Here is a 12701-nt window from a genome sequence, read left to right as displayed (position 1 = left end):
CACCGTGAGGCGATCCTGCAGACTCTCGCCATTCGATGGGCGGCTGCCTGACTAGCTACCCAACATAGGTCTTCCATCCGCAAGCTGCAATGCAATTCCCCTCGGAGCCGCAACGGGTGTGGGCAGGAGCAGGCTTTTCGCGTGGCTCCGCGCTCTCCTACGCCGTCGTGCCGTCGATCGAGCGGCGGATCACCCGCTGCACTTCCGTATTCGACAAGAACAAATCGTGGTTGATGATGCCCCAGCCTTCCTGGGAGGCATCGACCACGCGCACACCGAGCGCTGCGATGGCGGCCTTCTCGGCCGCGCCGACGCGGGTCATGCCGCCGGCGAGCTGCCCCGACAGCGCCAGTGCACGATCGTTGGTCGAGGCGATCACCGTGATCTTGCCGGCGAGAGGGCCGATGCGCTGGATCGCCGACGAGAACACGTCCATGTCGATGTCGGGCGCGGCAAACACCACCGCGCCAATCTTGCTCGTCACCGTGTCGCCGTATCTCCCATGGAGCTGGCGCAGGCTTTCGAGGGTCAGCATGGTTCCCATGCTGTGGGCGACGATGTGCACGCGCCCCGCCCCCGGCGCCGACACCAGCGCAGAGAGCACGCGCTCGAAATTGTCGCGCGACCACATCGCGCTGTCGCGGTCATAGGCGTAGTCGAACAGTCCTGCCTTGGAAGGCCAGGAGAACGCCATGGTCCGGCCGCGGAACTTGATCCCATCGGAAAGGTGGGCTGCATCCAGCACCGCCGTCTCGAATGTCTGCTTGAAACCGTGCACATAGATCAGCACGTCCCCGCCGCCGGCCTGCGCAGCGAGATCGCCGGCGTCGGCCGGGACCGGCTCGATCCGGTCGAGACGCCAGTTCTCGAGTCCGACCGAGGCGAGGGAAAGCCGGCTCTCGTCCGGCGCCGTCAGCTTCGCCCGCGCGACCGTCATGCTCGTCGCACGCTCCGGCCCGAACCAGGGTTTTGCGCGGCCGCCGTTCACGGGCTTGCGTGTGGTGACGACAAGCAACGTCGGATCGACGGAGAGCGAGGAGGCGTCGAAGCGCGCGCCGGTCGCACCGAGGCCAGCGCATCCGCCAAGCGCCAGCGCGCTACCCGTCGACAGGAGACCGCCGATGAGAGCGCGGCGCGACATGGAATGATTTGTTTGGAGAAGACGTCGACCTATCACTGGGAACCCATGGGAACTTTGCCCCGACAGCCGCCCCATCTGCTCTCTGAATGACAATGGGGGCGAGATCGCGGCGGAGCCGCCTCGCGCATGTCGTGGCCTTCAAGTGAATGGCGGGTCAGTCGACGATCTCGATTGCCTGAATCTCGCACCAATCGCGCAATGCCCGCTCCCTCGCCTTGTTGCGGTAGTCATGCCAAGCATCGATCGCTCCCCGTCGGGAGAGCAGGCCCTTGAACTTCTGATAGGCGCTGCGTTTGCTGAAATATAGCGAACGTCGTCCAGATCGTTCGGCAGGAACTCGCGGACGAAGGCAATCACGAGAGGCTTGCCGAGGTCGAGGTCTCGTGAGTTCGGGATCTGCAAGTATTTGGTCTCGTCCTCGATATCGTCAGGCAGTTCGTCGTCCTCGAGCTCCTGGAGGTCGTCCTGATCGAACTGGTAGTAGATCTTTCCTGTCTGCCTGCAGACGAAGGTGCGGCACTCCACAATGCCGCTGATATCGGCGAACTCAAAAGCCTGGAGGATGTCTCCGAATTTCACGCGCATTGGACACCTTGCCAACGGACCGATGCCGCGCTGTCTGCAATCGGCCCGGACAGTATAAGCGGATCGTCCTTCGAGGCAATGAACCCTCGCCGTGTCCGGAAGGCAACTGCCCCGGCGTCGACGGCAAAACACCCCGATCCGCTGTCAACCCCTTCCGCCAAAAATATTCCACTTTACCGAAATTCGGATTTGTCGTATGTGTCGGCCATTCCAGCCCACCAAGGGGCGGTCGTACGTCGTTTCGAGCGCGGGCTGGAAGTTGCGGTGGACGCGGGCGGCGTTGAAGGCGGAGCTTGCGCGTGCAGGGCGAGATGAACCTCGTGAGCATGCGGGACCCGCGAAGACGAACGGCGCCCCTGCGTACGGCGAAACCGTGTGGTCCTGGCCGTCGTTGCTACGGTCAAGCCTTGGCGAAGACGTCATCGCGTCAACCGGCGCGAGAGGCGTGACTTTCGCGGAGGCGAGGGAGGCCAGAAGGAACTCGGCTCCCGGGAGAGCGCGGCATAGGCCGTCAAACCATCGCGCAGGGAAGGCCTGGTTTCGGCTGCCCTGTGTCTCCCCTGTGCACTGCGTGTGCATTCGTTCAGCGCAGGGGTCTTATGGATGCCAGCTGGCGCCCGGTCTTCCCTGCGCCCTTTCCTTGAGGGGGTGTGTGAAGCGGAGCATAGCTCGGGCGGATCACGCCGCGAGAACGCGAGCGTATGCCGATTGGATCGGCGGACTGACGCAGCGGCATTGTTGGGCTCCGGTCCGATACACTTCCTGCGTTCACCGGCCTCACTTGCAAGCATGCTGCATCGGCATCAGTGGTGGTGGTCGTTCTCACGAGAATATGCACTATGCGCGCCGATGCGCCTCCGAAGCTGCTGCCGGGCCTTCGGAGATTCTGGCAATTTGCTTTTCGGAGTGACGAGATGAGCGGTTTGGTGGTCTCTGGCGGCCGGGTGGTGGATCCCGCGAGCGGGATGGACGCCGTTGGGGATGTGGCGGTGGTGGACGGCAAGATCGCCGCCGTCGGCACGGGCCTCGGCGGCGCCGAGCGGGTGATCGACGCTACCGGCCTCGTGGTGGCGCCCGGCTTCATCGATCTGCATGCCCATGGCCAGTCGATCCCGGCCGATCGCATGCAGGCGTTCGACGGCGTCACGACCACCCTCGATCTCGAGGCCGGCGTGCTGCCGGTCGGGTCCTGGTATGAGCGCCAGGCCCGAAAGGGGCGCGTGCTGAATTATGGCGCGGCCACCAACTGGGCCTTTGCCCGCATCGGCGCGATGACGGGGTCCAACGCGGAGAGCTCGCTGGAAGCGTTCGGCAACGCCATGCGCGACCGCCGTTGGATGGACAACGTCGCAACCGATGCGGAGGTCTCGGGCATTCTCGAGCGTCTGGCCCGCGGCCTCAACGAAGGCGGTATCGGCATCGGCATCCTCAACGCCTATGCGCCCGGCGCCGGCGTGCAGGAGCTGACCGCAGTGTGCCAGCTGGCCGCGAACCAGGACGTCCCCACCTTCACCCATGTCGCCTTCATGTCGCGCATCGATCCCGAGAGCGCAGTGGAAGCCTATATCCGCCTGATCGGCTATGCCGGCGCCACCGGCGCGCACATGCACATCTGCCATTTCAACTCGTCGAGCAAGACCGACGTCGAGCGTTGCCGCGTGCTGATCGAGAAGGCGCAAGGACAGGGCCTGCCGATCACGGTCGAGGCTTATCCTTACGGCACCGGCTCGACCGTGCTGGCCGCGGCCTTCTTCAGTGATCCCCAGTTCGTCGAGCGCAACGGCACCGGTTACGATTCCGTGCAGCGCGTCACCGACGGCTACCGCTTCCACGACCGTGAGGAGCTCTTGAAGGCGCAGGCGGAGGAGCCGTCCTCGCTGGTGCTCTGGCACATTCTCGACACCGAGAACAATGCGCACCACCGCGACCTGCTCGATATGTCGGTGCTGTATCCCGGCGGCGCGATCGCCTCCGACGCGATGCCTTGGACGCTGTCGGACGGCTCAACCTACACCGGCGATGCCTGGCCGCTGCCGGATGACGCCACCTCGCATCCGCGTTCGGCCGGCTGCTTCACGAAGTTCATCCGTGAATGGGTGCGCGAGCGCAAGGCCGTGTCGCTGCTGGAAGGCGTGCGCAAATGCGCGCTGATCCCGGCGGAGATCCTCTCGCAGAGCACGCCGGCGATGCGCAGCAAGGGCCGGCTCGCCAAGGACGCGGATGCCGACATCGTCGTGTTCGACTACGAGAAGCTCTCGGACCGTGCGACCTTCACCGCGATGAACCGGCCCTCTGAGGGCGTCCGGCATCTGGTCGTCAGCGGCCAGGTGCTGATCAGCGACGGCATGCTCGATGTGACCGCGCGGCCGGGCAGGCCCGTGCGCCGCCCAATCGTCGAGGGCTGATCCATGGCGGTCCCCATTCTCCTGGTGACGGGCTTCTTGGGGGCCGGCAAGACCACGGTCGTCAACCATCTGCTGGCGCATGCGGAGGGGCGGCGGATCGCTGCCGTCGTCAACGATTTCGGCGCCATCAACATCGATGCGGAGCTGATCGCGGGCGCGAGCGACGGCGTGGTCAGCCTTGCCAATGGCTGCATCTGCTGCTCGCTCGAGGGCGATCTGCTCCGCACGCTTTCGACGCTGCTGCGGCGTGATCCCAAGCCCGATTGTATCGTCATCGAGACCAGTGGCGTTGCCGATCCCGCCGACATCGTGCGCAACCTAATGGACCCCGTGATCCTGCGCGAGGCGCAGCTGGAGACGGTGCTTTGCGTGTTGGACGCAGGGACACCGCCTTCGGCTCTGGACGACGCGCTGATGCGGTCGCAGCTGCGCGTCGCCGATATCGTGGCATTGAGCAAGCTGGATCTGGCGGGCGCGGGCGCGGGGGTGCGGATGCGTGACGCCATCCGCGCCCAGCGCGTGCCCGCGGTGGTGGTCGAGGCACAGCACGGCGAGATTCCGCCCGCGCTGCTGTTTCCCGCCGGTGCCGACCGCGCTCCGGCGCCGCGCGAGGTGGGACCGAAACGGCCGGCGGAGGAGCGCTTCGAGGCACTGAGCTGGACCTCGGATAAGCCGGTCTCGCTGCCGCGCCTGCAGCAGGCCATCAGCCGCCTTGCGCCGAAGCTGGCGCGCGCCAAGGGCCTGTTCGAGACGCTCGAGCAGCCCGGCCGCACGATGGTGTTTCAGTTCGCCGCCGGCCGCGCGACCCTGGCGCCTGGCGATGCGCCGACACCGGGCGCGGCGCGGACGCGCATCGTCTTCATTGCCGAGCTTGGCATGCTCTCGAAGGCGGAGCTCGATGAAGTCATGGAGGCGTGCGTTGCCGGCGGCTGAGGTGAGGGGGTAGGGTCAACCGCTTCCGCCATTAGCCACCACCTCTCCTCTTGCCGAGTCGATCCGAGGCCGAACTATGCCGCCAAATATGCCACTCGCCCCCGCTGATGCCGCCTCGCGCCGCGCTGCCAAGCCGGCCATCGTCTATCCGGCCGGGACGATGCCCGGGCCGGATATGGCTACGCTCGAAGCAGCCCGCCGTGCTGCGGTCAAGACGCACGAGCTTGTCGTGCCGCCGCGCGATGCCCGTGCCTTTCGCGTGGCGCGCGGCCAGTTCTTCCGCATCGTCAGCATCGAAGGCCCTCAGGTCGGCGACCTCAATATCTGGAACGCGGACGATCTCTCCGAGCGCTTCTTCAGCGGCAAGACGCGGGCGCTCCATGGCACGCATGTCGGCATCGGTGACCGGCTCTGGAGCAATATGCCCTATCTTCGGCCGATGGCGACCATCAGCCACGATACGCTCGGCTGGTACGGCTTCGACGCCGACGGCGCCGGCATTCACGATGTGATTGGCACGCGCTGCGATCCCTATACAAATCTCCTGCTGAACGGCACGGCCTACGATTTTTGCTGCCACTCCAACCTGTCCCGCGCCCTCGCCATCGAATTGAAGGCGAATCCGGCCGCAGTGGAGCATCATGTCCACGACGTGCTCAACGTCTTCATGTGCACCGGCTTCACTGGGGATACGCACCAATATTTCATGAAGGCAAGTCCGGTCCGCCCCGGCGACTTCATCGAGCTCTTCGCGGAGATCGACCTGCTCGGCGCGCTGTCGGCCTGTCCGGGTGGAGACTGCAGCGCAACCCATTCCAGCGATGCCGCGGCATGCCATCCGCTCAAGATCGAAATCTTCGAGCCGGATCGAACGGCCCTGAAAGGCTGGACCTGGCCTACCCCGAGCGCGTATCACCGTCACCACGGTGCGCATGCAGGACGCTGAATCTCAGTCTTCGACCGGCAATCCGTCGCCGTGCACCTCACGCGAACTGCGCGATGCCGTGACCGACGGACCAGTTCTCCTTGGGCGCGTCGAGCACGTTGACGAACACGTCCTCGGGCCTGATCCCCGGGTTCTCGCCGAGCAGGTCGGCGATCCGGCGATACAGCGCCTTCTTCTGCTCGGCCGTGCGCGAGGCGAACACGGTGATCTGGATCAGCAGGGCGTCTTCGCTGCGCTCGACGCCGTAGGCATTGCCGCAGCGGAAGTTGGCCGGCTCATGCTCGGTGATGGCCATGAACGCATCGCCTTCGGGCACGTTCAGGGCGTCGCGCATCGCGCGGTAAAGTCCGTCCAGAATCGCCTGCCGGTAGCTTTGCGGCTTACCGGCGCGCATCGAAATGTGGAGGAGAGGCATCACGCGGCCCTTTGCATGCGGCCCCGGCCGACACGGCGATGTGAACGCCGCCGGCTCGGCCAATTGAGAAAAACGGACTATCAATCTTGATCAGTTTTTGACACGATGTCGAGAAAGCATGTTCTTGACGTCATGTCAAATACTTTGCGGAGCCAAGCTTGAGACCGCGCGAGTTCGATCATGACGAGGTTCTGCGCATCGCGTTCGACCAGTTCTGGCGCAAGGGCGTGCGCGGCACCTCGCTGTCCGACATTGCGCGCGATGCGGCGGTCCAGCGCGGGAGTCTCTACAATGCCTTCGGCAGCAAGGAGGCGCTATTCCTGCAGGCCTATGAACGCTACGCGGGGGATTATCTCGCCAAGCTGCAAAAGGCGCTCGGGGCAGGTTCCTTGCGCAAGCGCCTCACCGCGTTCTTCGATCTGACCATCACCAATTTCCGCTCGGGCACACCGCCGCGCGGCTGTCCGACGACGCGCGGGCTGATGGAGCTCGGCGGCGCCGAAGGCGAGGGGCTCGACGACAACGCGCGCCAGGCTTTTGCGAACCTGATCTCGCGCATCACCGCACTGCTTCAGGACACGTTGGCCGCTGGCGCGGCGCGGGGCGAGTTCGACGGCAATCCCGCGGCTGCGGCGCTGCAGATCGTCACCGTGACGCGCGGCCTCGCCGTGCTCGAGCGTGCCTTCGGGGACGAGCCCCAATTGCGCAAGATCGCCGCGCACACGATCGATCTCGTGCTCGGCAGGAATGGCGGATAGGTGTCAGCACAGCGCGAGCGCGTTGACCGCGCGTGTCGCAGCATCCTCCTTGCCGGAGCCAACGAGCTGGCCAACGGTGGATTCGAGCTCGCCCGGCGGCTTGCGGCGCGCGACCGCCAGCAGTCGCATCAATTCCGCCTCGTCCTTGGAAAGCCGCCTGCAGGACGGCGGCATGAAGCACAGCTCGCAGGGCCGCTCCCTGCGCAGGATCCTGACGAGCGCGGCCGCGCGCGCGACCAGCAGCGGGCTGTCGGCAATGCCGGGCGCTTCCTCGGCAAAGCGATAGGCCGCTTCCCAGCAATCCGATGCGCCGGTCGCATAGGCCGCTCCGATGAAGCGGAGCAGCGCCAGCGCGAGGCGGGAAAAATCATCGTAGCTGTCGATGTCCGGCCGGGTCGCAAGCGCGGCCTGGAGTGGACAGAGCAGCGGCTCACCAGCGTCCGACGTCGGCTCAGAATCGCAACTGGCCCGCATCGTGAACGATCTCGTCAATGCAACGTCGCGCTGCCCACGAACCAGCTCTTCATCGCCAACATCCCGTCATGCTCGACAGGCTGCACGTGCCGGTCGGGCAGGACGAGGCCGGCCATGCGGAAGATCGTCGCAAGCCCCAGGACCGGCGCGAGCGCCCAATCGGCGCCGATCGGCGGCAGCCAGCGCTCGAACTGCTCGCGCGCGACATCGACGCGGTCCTGCTGGGCCGCGGCAATCGCGCGCAAGATTCCGCGCTCGCTGTCGGACATGCGCGGACAGGTGGGGCAGTGCACTTCGATCGCGGTATGCGCGGTGCAGGCAAAGATCTCGATGATGGAATCCAGCGACAGCACGGCATCGCCGACGCGAAAATGGTCGTACACCTGCTGGATATCGGCCGCCGTCGGGACGGCGCTTCCGCTACGCGCCTTCGCCCGAAATCCCCAGATGAAGAGACGCTCCGCTGCGCTCAGCGCAGGAAGGTCGACGGGCCTGGTGTATGTCGATCGATGCATTGTGCTTTCGGCCTCCGGCTGCGCTCACGCCAGCGCTGGCGCGGATGATCTGCGCCGATCGTTCTGCCAGAGAGCTCTCCAAGTCAACGCGCGGAGAGGCGATGTCGAGGTGTTCTAGATTGGAAGAATTCGTATCTCGGGTGAGGTCGGTCTTGCTTGTCTCGTGGCCATACGAGCGTGCCGGTAACCCGCAAAATTTCGGAGTGTCGGGAACCCGAATGCTTAAAGCTTTGCTAAGAGACGCGGGATAATCTGGCATATCAGCCCTTCCAATTCCTGTGAGCACCGATGATTTTCTCCCGCATCAGTTTCAAGCTGGTCCTGATTGTCGGCATCAGCCTCCTCGGCATGATCGCGTTGGCGCCGGTCGCCCTCTCGACCCTGCGCACGCAGATGGTCGCCGACCGTCAGGCCAAGACGCAGCAGATGGTCGATGTTGGCTACGGCATCCTGGCGCACTACCAGAAGCTCGAGGGCGAAGGAAAGCTCTCGCGCGAGCAGGCGCAGGGCGGCGCGATGGCCGAGATCAAGAGTCTGCGCTACGACAAGGTCGAGTATTTCTGGATCAACGACATGACCCCAAGATGGTCATGCATCCGATCAGGCCCGAGCTTGACGGCAAGGATCTGTCCGGGATGAAGGATCCCGCCGGCAATGCGCTGTTCATGGGCTTCGTTGACGTCGTCAACAAGCAGGGTGCGGGCTTCTACGGCTACCTTTGGCCGAAGCCCGGCTTCGACCAGCCGGTCGGGAAAATCTCCTATGTGAAGGGCTTTGCGCCCTGGGGCTGGATCATCGGCACCGGCATCTATCTGGACGATGTCGATGCCGCCTTCCGCCAGAACGCGATGACCTTCGCCTATATTTGTCTCGCTGTGCTGGTCGTGGTGCTCGGCGCCTCCTTCCTGATCGGCCGCAGCGTCACCCGGCCGCTGGCCCGGATCACCGCGCTGACCGAGCGCCTTGCCGCCGGCGACAGCGCCTTCGACGTGCCCTACACCGACCGCCGCGACGAGGTCGGCGGCCTCGCCAAGGCGCTCGCCGTGTTCAAGGACAATGGATCGGCGGTGAGCCGGATGCATGCCGAGCAGCAGGAGCTGAAGCAGAAGGCCGACGAGGAGAAGCGCAAGACCATGACCGATCTCGCCGGCAAGTTCGAGGCGAGCGTCCAGGCCGTCGTTCGCGACGTCTTCGACGAGGCCCGCGCGATGCAGCAGGCGGCGCAGGGCATGTCGGAAACCGCGAACAAGGCGAGTGACCGTGCGAGCTTCGTCGCCACCGCGTGTCAACAGGCCTCGAGCAACGTGCAGACGGTGGCCTCCGCCGCCGGCGAATTATCGGCCTCGATCGCCGAGATCAGTCAGCGCGTGGCACAGGCCGCGACGGTCGCCGACAAGGCCGCCGCCGACGGCCAGCGCACCAACGACACCGTGCAGGGCCTTGCCGCCGCCGCGCACAAGATCGGCGAGGTCATCGACCTCATCAACCAGATCGCCTCGCAGACCAATCTGCTCGCGCTCAACGCCACCATCGAGGCGGCGCGCGCGGGCGAGGCCGGCAAGGGTTTTGCGGTGGTCGCGAGCGAAGTGAAGTCGCTGGCGAGCCAGACCGCGAAGGCGACCGACGAGATCGGCGCGCAGATCACCGCGATCCAGGCCGAGACCAATCAGGTCGTCGGCAACATCGAGAGCATCCGCGCCACCATCATGGAGGTCAACGAGATCTCCTCGTCGATCGCCGCCGCGGTCGAGGAGCAGGGCGCCGCGACGAAGGCGATCGCGCACAGCGTGCAGGAGGCGGCCTCCGGCACCGACCAGGTCTCGCACAACATCTCCGGCGTCACCGACGCGACGGCCGAGACCGGACAGGCCGCCGGCCTCGTACTGCAATCGAGCGGCCGGCTGACGCACAAGCTGCAATCGCTGCAGGACGAGGTCAGCGCCTTCGTTGCGGGCGTGCGGGCGGCTTAGTATAACGGGAGGATGGGCCAAAACTCCGATCGACGCGCGCGCATCCTCCTGATCAATCCGAACAGCAACGAGGCGACCACCACGATGATGGTGGCGATCGCAAGGTCCGCTGCCGCCGATGGTTTCGACATCGTCGGCGCCACGGCAACGCGTGCGCCCACGATGATCGTCTCGGCGGACGCGCTGGAGGCGGCTGCGCTGGAGGTCGAGGAGATCGCGCGTCTCCGTGACGGCGAGTGCGACGGCGTCATCGTGTCGGCTTTCGGTGATCCTGGCCTCGCCGGGATCAAGGCGACGATGAAGCTGCCCGCCGTCGGCATCGGCGAATCCGCGATGCTGGAAGGCGCCGGGAACGGTCGCCGGTTCGGCGTGGCGACCACGACGCCGTTGCTGAAAGCGAAGATCGATGCATTGCCTGATACGCTGGGCTTGCGCGCGAGCTACACCGGCACGCGCTTCGCCGATGGTGATCCGCAACAGCTGATGCGCGATCCGGCGCAGCTGCGCGCAGCGCTCGCCGGCGCGGTTGAGGCCTGCATTGTGCGAGACAGAGCGGAAGCGGTCATCATCGGCGGCGGGCCGCTGGGTGAAGCGGCGCGCGAGCTTCAGCCGATGTTCGCGGCGCCAATCATCGCCCCGATCCCATCTGCCGTGCGACGGATCATTCGTCTCGTCGCGGCGTAGCCCCGGTTTTTCCGCGCCGCGGCATCGGCCGTGCTGCGGAAAACTGTTTTCCTTGACATGAACTCTGCGGTGCTCGACGTGTAACGAGGTCGAGCGATGCTGCCTGCGTCCCTCGCGAAAAGAAAAGCAACACGGGAAGGACGTCATGAACAAGGGCCTCGACGAGAATGACTACCTCGCCACCTTGCGCGGCCTGTGGGACAAGGCCTGGCCGAAGGGCCTGCCGCGCTCGCCGAACTATCTGCACGGCGAAGTTCCCCTGACGGAATATCTGCGCACCTGGGCAAAGCGGAGTCCGGAGCGGCCCGCGGTGATCTTCTACGGGCATGTGACCACCTATGCCGATCTCGATCAGAAGAGCGATCGCTTTGCGGCGCTGTTGCAGGCAAAGGGCGTGCGCAAGGGCGATCGCGTCGCCGTCTTCCTGCCGAACTGCCCGCAATTCCACGTCGTGTTCTTCGGCATCCTGAAGCTCGGCGCGATCCACGTTCCCATCAGCCCGCTGTCGCGCGCGTTCGAATTGTCCTACCAGCTCAACGACACCGAGGCCGAGGTGATCGTCGCGCTCGACCAGCTCATTCCTATCGTTGATCAGGTCCGCGGCGAGGTGCGCCTGCGCGAGATCATCGTCACCAGCTTCGCCGATGTCGTGCCGGCGGCGCCTGCGTTTCCCGCGCCGGACTCGATCCGCACGCCTCGCGTTGCGGTCTCCGGCGCAACTGATCTCCTGCCGGCGCTCGCGGCACTGCCCGCACCGACCCCGCTGCCGCCGCCCCACCTCGATGATGTCGCCGCGCTCAATTACACCGGCGGCACCACCGGCATGCCCAAGGGTTGCGTCCATACCCATCGCGATATGGTCTACACGGCCGCCGCCAATTACGGCATCTCGTTTCCCTCGGATGAGAGCAGCGTGTTCCTGTCGTTCTTTCCGGAGTTCTGGATTGCGGGCGAGAATTCCGGTCTGATCTTCCCGCTGTTCTCGGGCGGCACGCTGGTTCTGCTCGCGCGCTGGGACGCTGTCGGCGCGATGGCGGCGATCGACAAGTACAAGGTCACGATGACGGCGATGCCGGTCGACAGCGCGGTCGAGATGATGGACCATCCGCGCTGGAGCGAGTTCGACCTGTCGTCGCTGCAACAGGTGCGCGTGGTCTCCTTCGTCAAGAAGCTCAACGCCGGCTATCGCAGGCGCTGGAAGGATCTCACCGGCACGATCCTGATGGAGGCGGCCTGGGGCATGACCGAGACCCACACCTCCAATACTTTCACCGCTGGCTTTCAGGACGGGGATTTCGACCTCAACAGCCAGCCGATCTTCGTCGGCCTGCCGGTCCCCGGCGCCGAGTTCAAGATCACCGATTTCGAGACCGGTGCGCTGCTGCCGCTGGGAGCCGAAGGCGAGATCCGCGTGCGTACGCCGTCGCTGCTCAAGAGCTACTGGAACAAGCCCGAGGCGACGGCGGAATCGCTCGTCGACGGCTGGTTGCGCACCGGCGATATCGGCACCATCGACAAGGACGGCTTTCTGCACTTCCTCGGCCGGCGCAAGGAGATGCTGAAGGTCAAGGGCATGAGCGTGTTTCCGCCGGAGATCGAGGCGTTGCTGGGGCAGCATCCGAAGGTGCTGGGCTCGGGCGTGGTCGGCCGTGATGATCCGGACAAGGGCCAGGTGCCGGTCGCTTACATCCAGCTCAAGCCGGAAGCGATCGGCACGGTCTCAGAACAGGAACTGCGCGCCTGGTGCGCCGAGCGCATGGCCGTCTACAAGGTTCCGGAAGTCCGCGTTATCGATGCGCTGCCGTTGACGGCAACGGGCAAGGTCAGGAAGCAGGACCTCATTCCAAATCCTGCTGCCGTCCAGTGAGAGAGACG

At 65.3% G+C, this 12701-nt stretch carries 11 protein-coding genes and 1 pseudogene; 7 read left to right on the top strand and 5 right to left on the bottom strand.

The window, feature by feature from the left end; genetic code table 11:
- Positions 1-157: 157 nt before the first annotated feature.
- Both I6F09_RS23640 and I6F09_RS23635 read right to left on the bottom strand, forming a co-directional pair.
- A complete protein-coding gene (locus I6F09_RS23640; RefSeq protein WP_225151811.1) occupies positions 158-1141 on the bottom strand; it encodes an alpha/beta fold hydrolase in 984 nt (327 codons plus the stop codon).
- A 138-nt stretch (positions 1142-1279) separates the two neighbouring features.
- Entirely contained in the window at positions 1280-1726 is a 447-nt protein-coding gene (locus I6F09_RS23635; protein WP_225151809.1) for a hypothetical protein, read from the bottom strand.
- Positions 1727-2565: 839 nt separating this feature from the next.
- Between I6F09_RS23635 and I6F09_RS23630 the strand changes: the two genes are divergently transcribed.
- The 3 genes from I6F09_RS23630 (at position 2566) to I6F09_RS23620 (ending at position 6010) form a co-directional block, all read left to right on the top strand.
- Positions 2566-4131: an amidohydrolase family protein gene (locus I6F09_RS23630; RefSeq protein ID WP_276573741.1), complete on the top strand. Its 1566-nt coding sequence runs from the start codon at positions 2566-2568 to the stop codon at positions 4129-4131.
- 3 nt (positions 4132-4134) lie between these two features.
- Entirely contained in the window at positions 4135-5064 is a 930-nt protein-coding gene (locus I6F09_RS23625; RefSeq protein ID WP_225142157.1) for a GTP-binding protein, read from the top strand.
- A gap of 76 nt (positions 5065-5140) precedes the next feature.
- Positions 5141-6010 (top strand): DUF1989 domain-containing protein, encoded by an 870-nt coding sequence (locus I6F09_RS23620; RefSeq protein WP_225189157.1) that lies wholly within the window; start codon positions 5141-5143, stop codon positions 6008-6010.
- A gap of 37 nt (positions 6011-6047) precedes the next feature.
- Here the strand turns inward: I6F09_RS23620 and I6F09_RS23615 are convergent, their stop codons facing one another.
- On the bottom strand, positions 6048-6425 hold the full coding sequence (locus I6F09_RS23615) for a tautomerase family protein (RefSeq protein WP_225126730.1): 378 nt from the start codon (positions 6423-6425) through the stop codon (positions 6048-6050).
- A gap of 158 nt (positions 6426-6583) precedes the next feature.
- Here I6F09_RS23615 and I6F09_RS23610 point away from each other — a divergent pair, with 158 nt between their 5' ends.
- Positions 6584-7183 carry a TetR/AcrR family transcriptional regulator gene (locus tag I6F09_RS23610; protein ID WP_036009632.1) on the top strand — a complete coding sequence of 200 codons (600 nt, stop codon included), beginning with the start codon at positions 6584-6586 and terminating at the stop codon, positions 7181-7183.
- A 3-nt stretch (positions 7184-7186) separates the two neighbouring features.
- Here I6F09_RS23610 and I6F09_RS23605 read toward each other — a convergent pair whose 3' ends face one another.
- Entirely contained in the window at positions 7187-7657 is a 471-nt protein-coding gene (locus I6F09_RS23605; protein WP_225189156.1) for a hypothetical protein, read from the bottom strand.
- Positions 7658-7671: 14 nt separating this feature from the next.
- Positions 7672-8172, bottom strand: a complete 501-nt coding sequence (locus I6F09_RS23600; RefSeq protein ID WP_036009636.1) for a hypothetical protein — start codon at positions 8170-8172, stop codon at positions 7672-7674.
- Between the two features lie 288 nt (positions 8173-8460).
- Here I6F09_RS23600 and I6F09_RS23590 point away from each other — a divergent pair.
- From I6F09_RS23590 to I6F09_RS23580, 3 genes and pseudogenes are all read left to right on the top strand, one after another.
- A pseudogene (locus tag I6F09_RS23590) lies at positions 8461-10142 on the top strand (cache domain-containing protein).
- A 12-nt stretch (positions 10143-10154) separates the two neighbouring features.
- On the top strand, positions 10155-10826 hold the full coding sequence (locus tag I6F09_RS23585) for an aspartate/glutamate racemase family protein (protein ID WP_225189155.1): 672 nt from the start codon (positions 10155-10157) through the stop codon (positions 10824-10826).
- Between the two features lie 145 nt (positions 10827-10971).
- The gene (locus tag I6F09_RS23580) at positions 10972-12693 is read left to right on the top strand and encodes an AMP-binding protein (RefSeq protein WP_225189154.1); all 1722 of its coding nucleotides are present in this window, start codon (positions 10972-10974) and stop codon (positions 12691-12693) included.
- Positions 12694-12701 lie beyond the last annotated feature (8 nt).

Source organism: Bradyrhizobium sp. IC3195 (assembly GCF_020193585.1).
GTDB lineage: Bacteria > Pseudomonadota > Alphaproteobacteria > Rhizobiales > Xanthobacteraceae > Bradyrhizobium > Bradyrhizobium yuanmingense.
The sequence above is the reverse complement of the archived record's forward strand: the minus strand, read 5'-3'. Positions and strand labels throughout refer to the sequence as shown.